The sequence below is a fragment of the Streptomyces sp. WELS2 genome (assembly GCF_013870595.1).
Lineage (GTDB): Bacteria > Actinomycetota > Actinomycetes > Streptomycetales > Streptomycetaceae > Streptomyces.
The window spans coordinates 1-7105 of record NZ_JACBWZ010000288.1; the positions used below are offsets into that span (position 1 = coordinate 1).

The following is a 7105-nucleotide window of genomic DNA, read 5'->3' on the forward strand; positions in this document are numbered from 1 at the left end:
CCGGGAGGCCGCGATCACGGCGACGGACGACCTGGTCGCCGCGGCGGGGCGGGCGATGGCCCGGTGAGCGGGCGCGGGACCCGGCGGCCGTGGCCAGGGCTCCGGCGGCCGTGGTGCGGTCTCGCACGGCTTGCAGGGTTGGAATAACAAACCCTCCCATAGACTGACTTCATGGCCGCTTCGAAGGACCCGCGCCCCTGCTCGATCGCCGACGCCCTCGCGCTGGTCGGCGAGAAGTACTCCCTGCTCGTCCTGCGGGAGGTGTGCCTGGGCAACGGCCGCTTCGACCAGCTCGTGCGCAACATCGGCGCACCGCGCGACATCCTGGCCGCCCGGCTGCGCCGGCTCGTGGAGGCCGGCATCCTCACCAAGCGCATGTACAGCGAGCGCCCGCAGCGCTTCGAGTACCGGGCCACGCGGGCCGGGCTGGAGCTGGAGCCGGTGCTGACGACCCTGAGGGAATGGGGCGACCGCCACCTGCGCAAGGGCACCGATCTGCCCATGGTCGTCGAGCACAGCTGCGGCAACCCACTGGTGTCCCAGGTCACCTGCCGGGCCTGCGGCGAGGCCGTGCGCCACGAGGACCTGACGGCGCGTCCGCAGGCCCCCGGCTGGACCCTCTCGGGGCCGGCGACCGCGTGAGGCCGCCGGGGCCGGCGGCGCCTGGGGTGGTCAGAAGTGCTCGGCCAGGTCCGTGAACCGGTCCACCTGGAGCAGCCGTTCGGTGGTCCCGGGGAACGGGTGGTGTTCCAGGACCCAGGTGTCGGGGTGCGGTACGTACACCGCGCCCAGCCCGGCGGCGAGCGCCGGCACGATGTCGGACTTCGGGGAGTTGCCGATCATCCACGTCCGCGCGGTGTCGGCCTTCAGGTCCGCCACCACCGTGGCGTACGTCTCGACCGTCTTCTCCGGCACGATGACGATCCGCTCGAACAGCGGCCCCAGCCGCGAGCGTTCCACCTTCGCCGCCTGCTCCTCGTGATCGCCCTTGGTCAGCAGCACCAGCCGGTGCCGGGCCCGCAGACCGGTCAGCGTCTCCTCCACGCCGGCGATCAGCACCGGCTCCTGGCGCAGGATCCGCTCCCCCAGCTCGGCGATCGCCCTGCCGTGGTCGTCGGTCGCCCGCACCTCGCGCACCCGCTCGTAACAGTCGTGCAGGCTGCGCACGAAGCTCTTCGCGCCGTAGCCGTACACCAGGCAGTTCTCCCGCTCGACGTCGTCCAGGACCTGCCGCAGCTCGGTCCGCGAGAGCGATTCACGAGCGAGCAGGTCGAGGAACTCCTCGATCGCCCGCTCGAAGTAGATGTTGTTCTCCCACAACGTGTCGTCCGCGTCGACAAGAAGACACTGACCGACCCTCACGAAGACCTCCCTGCCGCGTCGCCGCCCCCTCGGGCGCGTCCCATTAGACAGTTGCGGCCAGGGGCGAGTCATGTCGTTTTCACCCGTGGGGCGCGGCGGTCCGTCCCCCGACCGGAACTCCGGCCGCACCCGTACAACAGGCCCTCCCGGCTCCGCACATCCGGTGACGGCCATCAGTTCCGGCATCTTCGGCTCCAGCACTGACTCGAGGGCCAGACGGCCCCCGCGGCCCCCGGAACCCACGCGGCGAACGTGTAGCGCGCTCCCCTCGTAACCCCCTGGTCAGGAACCAGATGGGTGCGCCTTGTGTGCGCCGGGGCCGGGGGGCGTGCGGACGTATGCGCCCGGCTTATGCCATCGTCACTGCGCGGAGGGCGTGCGGAGCGGGTGTACGCGGGACGGCGCGCACCATGTGACGCTTCGCGAGCCGTTGTGCACGCTCTCGTGCGTACGGGAGCCGTAGCGCACGCTGAAGTCGGATGCCCCTCGTGCGGCCACCCTCGTCTCCCGGGTTCCGGGACACCGTGACCGTACGTGAATCCGAGGGCTCCTCTCCTCACTCCCACGACCGCATCGAGCGTCGGCGTGCCCTGGACTCGTTGGCCGGGCCCGTCGTGTGTGTGCGGCAGCCGCCGTGACCGGACCCCATGCGCCATACGGCCGGCCCGGCAGTGCCAGAAGGCAGCATCGAACCAGAAAAAGGGGAAGCACGTGAGCACTCCTGTCCCGTCCCGTATCGCTCTGGTGAACGGCAGTTTCGAGCAGCCCGCCATCAGCGGCCTCGCCTTGCTGCCCGACGCCTCCCAGGCGCAGAACCCGAACCACGTCCCCGGCTGGCTGACCACCGCCACCGACCACCTCATCGAGGTGTGGCACGACGGCTTCCAGGGCGTTCCGGCCGCCGACGGCAGCCAGTTCGCCGAACTGAACGCGAACCAGGTCTCCACCCTCTACCAGGACCTGCCCAGCACCCCGGGCGCGACGCTGTACTGGCGCCTCTACCACCGCGGGCGTGCCGGGCAGGACACCATGGCCCTGGACATCGGCGCTCCCGGCGCCGTGGTCCAGCAGCGCACGTTCACCGACGGCAACACCGCGTGGGGCTTCTACACCGGCACCTACACCGTCCCGCCCGGACAGACCACCACCCGCTTCGCCTTCCGGTCCGTCTCCGCGGCCGGCGGTGACCCCACCGTGGGCAACTTCCTCGACGGGATCTTCTTCGGCACCGCGCCGTCGGTGACCCTCACCAAGGACGCCGTCCCGGTCGGGCCGCTGAAGGTGGGCGATGTGCTCACCTACCGGATCGTCGCGAGGAACCAGGGCGGCGGCAACGCCGAGGCGCTGACCCTGACCGACACCATCCCGGCCGGCACCGCGTACGTGCCCGGGTCGCTGCGGATCGTCAACGGCCCCAACGCCGGCCCGAAGACCGACCAGGCGGGCGACGACCAGGCGTTCTACGACCCGGCGGGCAACCGGGTGGTGTTCCGCCTGGGCAACGGCGCCACCAGCGGCCAGGGCGGCAGCCTGCCCAACACCGACACCGTCCCCGGCACCACGGTGGAGTACCGGGTCAGGATCACCGAGGCCGGTGCCGGCGGTCACGTCGCCAACACCGCCACCGCCACCTACGAGAACCGGCTCGGGCCCACCCCGCAACAGCTGACCGCCATCTCCAACGAGACCGACACCGACATCCTCCCGGCCGCCGACCTCAGCGTGACCAAGTCCGCCGACTCCACCACCGTCACCGTCGGCCAGACCGTCACCTACCGCGTCAGCGTCCGCAACGCCGGCCCGAACGCGGCCACCAACGTGACCGTCACCGACGCCCTCCCCGCCGGCCTCGCCTACCTCTCCGCCACCCCCACCACCGGCACCTACGACCCCGCCACCGGCCACTGGAATCTCGCCACCCTCGCCAACGGCGCCGTCGCCGCCCTCACCCTCCACGCCAAGGCCACCGTCGCCGGCCCCGTCACCAACACCGCCACCGCCACGGCCATCGAGACGGACCTGAACACCGGCAACAACACCGACAGCGTCACCGTCTGCGTCAAGCCCGCCCCCGACTGCGACCCCTGCGGCCCCTGCTCTCCCCGGCCGCCCACAACGCCCTGACCCACCGACCGGACCCGGGCTCCCGCCACCGGCGCCAAGCCGGCGGCCGGGGGCCCGGCCACCGCAGCAGGCCCCCACCGCGCCCGGGAGGCGGTTGACGGTCTCCCTCTCGAGGCCCGCGGCGCCGGGGAAGGCCGAAGTGCGCGGCCCCTGTTGCCGTGTCGCCGTCCGGGCCCGCTACCCTTCCTTCGTCACATGATCACCTCTTCTCCTTTCAGCACTTGGACGCCATACCTTCATGTCTTGGTTTGAATCCCTCGTCCTCGGACTCGTCCAAGGGCTGACCGAGTTCCTGCCCGTCTCCTCCAGCGCGCACCTGCGGCTGACCGCCGCGTTCTCCGGCTGGAAGGACCCGGGCGCGGCCTTCACGGCGATCACCCAGATCGGCACCGAGGCCGCGGTGCTCATCTACTTCCGCAAGGACATCGGCCGGATCATCGCGTCCTGGTTCCGTTCGCTGTTCAACAAGTCGATGCGCCGGAACCACGACGCGCAGATGGGCTGGCTGGTGATCGTCGGCTCGATCCCCATCGGTCTGCTGGGCGTGACGCTGAAGGACCAGATCGAGGGGCCGTTCCGCGATCTGCGGGTGACCGCGACGATGCTCCTCGTCGTCGGCGTGGTCATCGGCATCGCCGACCGGATGGCGGCACGCGACGAGACGGGCCGCCGGCACCGGGCGCCCAAGCAGCGCAAGACGCTGGAGAACCTCGGCGTCAAGGACGGCCTGGTCTTCGGACTCTGTCAGGCCTGCGCGCTCATCCCCGGTGTCTCCCGCTCCGGCGCGACCATCAGCGGCGGCCTGTTCATGGGCTACAAGCGGGAGGCCGCGGCCCGTTACTCCTTCCTGCTCGCCATCCCGGCCGTCCTCGCCTCCGGCACCTTCGAGGTGAAGGACTCGCTGGGCGAGGGCCATGTGGACTGGGGACCCACCCTGTTCGCGACGGTGATCGCGTTCGCCTCGGGATACGCGGTCATCGCGTGGTTCATGAAGTGGATCTCCAACAAGAGCTTCATGCCGTTCGTCTGGTACCGCGTCGCGCTGGGGATCGTGATCATCGCCCTGGTGAGCGCCGGCGTGCTGAGTCCGCACGCCGCCGAGTCGGCCGGGTAGGGAGCCGCCCCTCCGGCACCGCCGGTTTCGGACATCGTGCACCCGGCCGTGACCCGTCCGTGACCTGCGTACCACCCGGCGGACAGTCGGCCGGCGGGCGGCAGTGCACGGCCACGAACGGGTGACCGGACGGCGCCGGTGACCAACGCGTTACCGTCTGCGTAGCCGGGCGGTAGCGCAGGGTCAGTGCTTGGGCCTAGGCTGTGCCGCATGTCCCCGGATTCCCCGCCCCCTGGTTCCGCGCGCTCCGCCGCCGAGCTGAACGAGCGGATCAGAGCGCTGTGGCTGCGTGCGCGCGGCACCCTGTCGGCCCAGGAGCGCGCTGAGTACGAGCTGCTGGTGATCGAGTGGGCCGCCGCCGTCCGCGGCCGGATCATCGAGGCGGCCTGACGCGGCGGCGGGGAGAAGCCCCCGCGCGGTCCTACGCCCGCAGGTGTGCGAGCACCTCGTCGGCCACCGGATACGGCCGCTCCACGGGCAGCAGCGCGTTCGCCCGCTCCGTCTCGCCCGCCCGTACCAGCGCGTGGATCTCCCCGGCCAGCGGGGTGACGTCCTCGATGCCGACGATCCACTCGTCCGCGTACCGGGCCGCCGCCTCCCGGGCGAGGCCGAGCTGCAAGGACCGGTACGGCAGCGGGTTGTGACGCAGATCCCGGTCCGGGTCCCACTGCACCCGGACCGGGCTGCGCGCCAACTCCCGCTTCCAGGCGGCCCGGTCCGGGTGCAGGGCGGGCGCGTAGTGGGACAGGCAGGCATGGCGCAGGGCCCACTCGAAGCCCTCCCGGGTGATCTCCACGGCGAGGACGGTCTCCTGGTTCTCCTTGGTGCCCCAGCCGCAGCGGTACATCATCCACAGGAACGACGGCTTGACCCAGGTCATCCGGTCCCGTTTCCAGTCGGACGGGAAGCGTCCGGTGCGGGCGGCGGCCCGGCCGATCCCCGGGTGGTAGGCCTGGTAGACGGTGACCGTGGTGTCCGTGTGCCGGGCACGGACGCGGAACTTCGGTTCGGTTTCGACGGCTTGTGCGTTCACGGGGACAGCCTCGGCCGCCGCTCCCGGCCGGCACCACCGAATATTCACCCCGCAGGCCCCTTGGCTCCGCGTCCGCCGTACCCAACACTGTGGCGATGACGCAGCGTGCGGAGTTCGCGACCGTGAGGGACCGGCTGGCCGTGGAGGACCTGGTCACCGCCTACGCGGTGGCGCTGGACGACGGCGACTGGGCGGCGTACCACCGGCTGTTCACGGCGGACGGGCGGGCCGACTACCGTTCGGCGGGCGGTATCGAGGGCGACGCGGGGCGGGTCGCCGCCTGGCTCGCCGAGAGCCTGGCCCGGTTCGCCATGCGCCAGCACCTGATCGTCAACCGGCAGGTGCGGTTCGGGGTCCTGGACCACGACACCGGGGACACCGCACGGGTGCGCGCCGACTATCTGAGCCCCATGCGCCTCGCGGATGCCACCGGCTCCGCCACCGCCGTCCCGGCCGTCCAGTGCCGGAGCGCGGTCACACCGAGGGAGAGCGGATACGGCGGTTCCGCCCGCCGCACCCGGTGCCCGGACCGGGCCAGCGCCCCGGCCGCCTGCCGCACCGCGTTCGTATACGGCCGGCTCACCGGCACCCCGGCGAGCGGGCTGCGCAGCGCGACGGCGATCCTCAACGGGCTCCGCTCCTTCGGCCGTACGAACTCCGTGCCGGCCAGGACGCCGAGCGCCAGCCGCAGATCCTCCACCGTCGTGGCCAGCGGTCCGTTCTCCGCCATGCCGAACCAGTCGCCGTGTCCGATCCCGGCCGGCACCACCGCGCGCCCCGGCTTCAGCGTGACCAGCCCGCAGTTCGCGGCCGGGATGCGCAGCGAGCCCATCCCGTCGTTGCCGAGCGCCAGCGGCACCAGCCCGGCGGCCACCGCCGCCGCGCTGCCGCCGGAGGAACCGCCCGCCGTGCGGGACGGATCCCAGGGGTTGCGGGCGATCCCGTACGGGCCCTCCGTGGTGCCGAAGACACACAGCTCGGGCACGTTCGTCAGGCCGACCACCACCGCTCCCGCCGCGCGCAGCCGGGCCACCGTCACATGGTCCTCGGCGGCCGGGGTGTCCGGGGTGGCGGAGGAGCCGTTGCGGCACGACTCGCCGCGCACCGCCAGGTTGTCCTTGACCGCCACCGGCACGCCCGCGAGCGGCAGTCCGGCCAGGTCCGTCCGGGCGGTCACCTCGTCGGCCTCGGCGAGCGCCGCCCGCGCCCGGACCTTCCGGAACGCTCCGATCCGGCCGTCCAGCCGCTCGATCCGCGCGAGGTGTCCGGTCACCACCTCCCGGGCTGTGACCCGCTTCTCGCGGACGGCGGCGGCGATCTCGGCGGCACTCCGGCCGGCCCAGCTGCTCACGGACGCTCCTCGGGTGGTCGTAGGCTGCGCGCCCCATCGGTTACCCGTGGGTACGAAGGCGCGTAGAGAGAACTGTGCACCGCCGGGCCCGGTACGTCGAGAGGCCACCGGTTCGGGGCGG

General features: G+C 72.1%; 6 protein-coding genes and 2 pseudogenes. 5 read left to right on the top strand and 3 right to left on the bottom strand.

The window, feature by feature from the left end; all coding sequences use genetic code 11:
- Positions 1-171 precede the first annotated feature (171 nt).
- On the top strand, positions 172-642 hold the full coding sequence (locus H5J33_RS17950; protein WP_181795950.1) for a helix-turn-helix domain-containing protein: 471 nt from the start codon (positions 172-174) through the stop codon (positions 640-642).
- A gap of 30 nt (positions 643-672) precedes the next feature.
- Here H5J33_RS17950 and H5J33_RS17955 read toward each other — a convergent pair whose 3' ends face one another.
- Complete coding sequence (locus H5J33_RS17955; protein ID WP_309485427.1) at positions 673-1362, bottom strand: HAD family hydrolase; 690 nt, start codon at positions 1360-1362, stop codon at positions 673-675.
- A 711-nt stretch (positions 1363-2073) separates the two neighbouring features.
- Here H5J33_RS17955 and H5J33_RS17960 point away from each other — a divergent pair.
- The 3 genes from H5J33_RS17960 to H5J33_RS17970 all read left to right on the top strand — a co-directional run bounded on the left by H5J33_RS17960 (position 2074) and on the right by H5J33_RS17970 (position 4990).
- A complete protein-coding gene (locus H5J33_RS17960; protein WP_181795952.1) occupies positions 2074-3486 on the top strand; it encodes a DUF11 domain-containing protein in 1413 nt (470 codons plus the stop codon).
- A 238-nt stretch (positions 3487-3724) separates the two neighbouring features.
- Entirely contained in the window at positions 3725-4600 is an 876-nt protein-coding gene (locus tag H5J33_RS17965; protein WP_181795953.1) for an undecaprenyl-diphosphate phosphatase, read from the top strand.
- Between the two features lie 210 nt (positions 4601-4810).
- On the top strand, positions 4811-4990 hold the full coding sequence (locus tag H5J33_RS17970) for a hypothetical protein (RefSeq protein WP_181795954.1): 180 nt from the start codon (positions 4811-4813) through the stop codon (positions 4988-4990).
- Positions 4991-5021: 31 nt separating this feature from the next.
- Here the strand turns inward: H5J33_RS17970 and H5J33_RS17975 are convergent, their stop codons facing one another.
- A complete protein-coding gene (locus tag H5J33_RS17975) occupies positions 5022-5633 on the bottom strand; it encodes a DUF4291 domain-containing protein (protein ID WP_181795955.1) in 612 nt (203 codons plus the stop codon).
- A 95-nt stretch (positions 5634-5728) separates the two neighbouring features.
- On the opposite strand from H5J33_RS17975, the pseudogene H5J33_RS17980 reads away from it, so the two are divergent.
- Positions 5729-6097, top strand: a pseudogene (locus tag H5J33_RS17980) (nuclear transport factor 2 family protein); the annotation flags it as partial.
- On the opposite strand, the pseudogene H5J33_RS17985 reads toward H5J33_RS17980, so the two are convergent.
- Positions 6073-6984, bottom strand: a pseudogene (locus H5J33_RS17985) (amidase); the annotation flags it as partial. The pseudogenes H5J33_RS17980 and H5J33_RS17985 sit on opposite strands and share 25 nt — an antisense overlap.
- Between the last annotated feature and the right edge of the window lie 121 nt (positions 6985-7105).

Coding starts and splice junctions, on each gene's coding strand:
- H5J33_RS17950 (WP_181795950.1), top strand. CDS start 172: ATGGCCGCTTCGAAGGACCCGCGCCCCTGCTCGATCGCCGACGCCCTC.
- H5J33_RS17965 (WP_181795953.1), top strand. CDS start 3,725: ATGTCTTGGTTTGAATCCCTCGTCCTCGGACTCGTCCAAGGGCTGACC.
- H5J33_RS17970 (WP_181795954.1), top strand. CDS start 4,811: ATGTCCCCGGATTCCCCGCCCCCTGGTTCCGCGCGCTCCGCCGCCGAG.